This is a genomic window from Cryobacterium sp. 10I1, assembly GCF_035019805.1.
Lineage (GTDB): Bacteria > Actinomycetota > Actinomycetes > Actinomycetales > Microbacteriaceae > Cryobacterium > Cryobacterium glucosi.
This window is the reverse complement of sequence record NZ_JASJVF010000450.1, coordinates 1-1,471: the sequence shown is the minus strand read 5'-3', so window position 1 is coordinate 1,471 and position 1,471 is coordinate 1. Positions and strand designations below refer to the sequence as shown.

Here is a 1,471-nt window from a genome sequence, read left to right as displayed (position 1 = left end):
GTGAGATCGAGGGCCCGGCGCGCCTGCACCTGGGTTCCCGCGACGTCGCCGCGCGCCTGTGCGACCGCGGCACGGTACAGGGCGATCGTGACGGGGAGTATCCGCAGTTCCGCGCCTGCTGCCGAATCATGGGCCGGCGTGCCGTCGTCCGTTGGTGCGCCGAGAGCCCGCTCGGCGTCCGCCAGCAACGGTTCGACGGCATCCACATCACCGGACACGAGCAATGACCAGGCGCGGTAGACGCCCAGAACGGGCCTGCGCCTGATGACGTCGCCCGGAAGCAGCGCGAGCCAGCCGAGCAGGGTCGCATCCTGCCTGCTCTTGCGCACGCCGGGCACCGTCGACTCGATCACCCTGGCGGCCCGCCCGAAATCCCCGGCGGCCAGGGCCTGAGCGACTGCATCTTCCGGCAGCCCATTCCGTTCGAACCACTCGCTGGCGCGCCGGTGCAGGTCCGGTACCCGGTCGGGACCGTCCGCAAGCACGCGAGCCGTCAGCACGTCGGCGAAGAGGTGGTGATAGCGATACCACTCGCGCCGGTCGTCGAGGGGGACGACGAAGAGGTTGTCCCGCTCGAGGGCCGCGAGCATCTCGCCGCTGTCGGAGCGACCGGTGACCGCGTCGCACAGGGGAGCGCTCAGTCGGCCGAGGATCGCGGTGTCGAAGAGGAAGGCGCGGACGTGATCGGGCTGGCGGTGCAGCACCTCTTCGGCGAGGTAGTCGATCACGAACCGGTGACTGCCGGTGAAGCCCTGGATGAAACCGCCCACGTCCGAGCGGTCCCGCATGGACAGTGCCGCAAGCTGGAGGCCTGCGATCCAGCCCTCCGTCCGGGTGTCGAGGGCGGCGACGTGCGCGGGGGAGAGCCCCAGGTGCATGACCTCGTTCAGGAACGCTGCGGCCTCATCGGGAGTGAAGCGCAGGTCCGCGGCACGCAACTCGGTCAACTCGCCCCGCGCGCGCAGCCTGGCCAGCGGCAGGAGCGGGTCGGAGCGACTCAGGATGGCCAGGTGCAGGTTCGGCGGCAGGTGATCGATCAGGAACACGAGCCCGTCGCGGATCGTGCCGTCCTCGATGAGGTGGAAGTCGTCGAGCACCAGGACCATCGGGTGCTGTGCTGCCGCCACGTCATTGATGAGCGCGGCCATCGTGCCCTCGATCGACGAAAGCGGAAGTGCGTGTGCATCCGCGGCGACCGCGGGATCGGCTCGGTGCAGGGCCGCTACGAGGTACGTGAGGAACCGTGAGGGATCGTTATCGCTCGCGTCGAGCGAGAGCCAGGCGACACGAGCGCCGGGTTCACCGGCCACGGTGTCGGCGATCCACTGGCTCGCCACCGTGGTCTTACCGAATCCGGCCGGCGCCGACAGAAGAGTCGCCCGGTGACCGGCGCGGAGCCCCTCCCGCAAACGCGCGATGAGGCGGGGGCGGGAGACGGCGTTCGGTCGGGGCTCAGGCTCGGTTATGTCGG

General features: G+C 70.0%; 1 pseudogene. It reads right to left on the bottom strand.

Annotated features, from left to right (window positions below):
* Positions 1-1,409 (bottom strand): annotated as a pseudogene (locus QN345_RS18965) (helix-turn-helix transcriptional regulator); the annotation flags it as partial.
* Between the last annotated feature and the right edge of the window lie 62 nt (positions 1,410-1,471).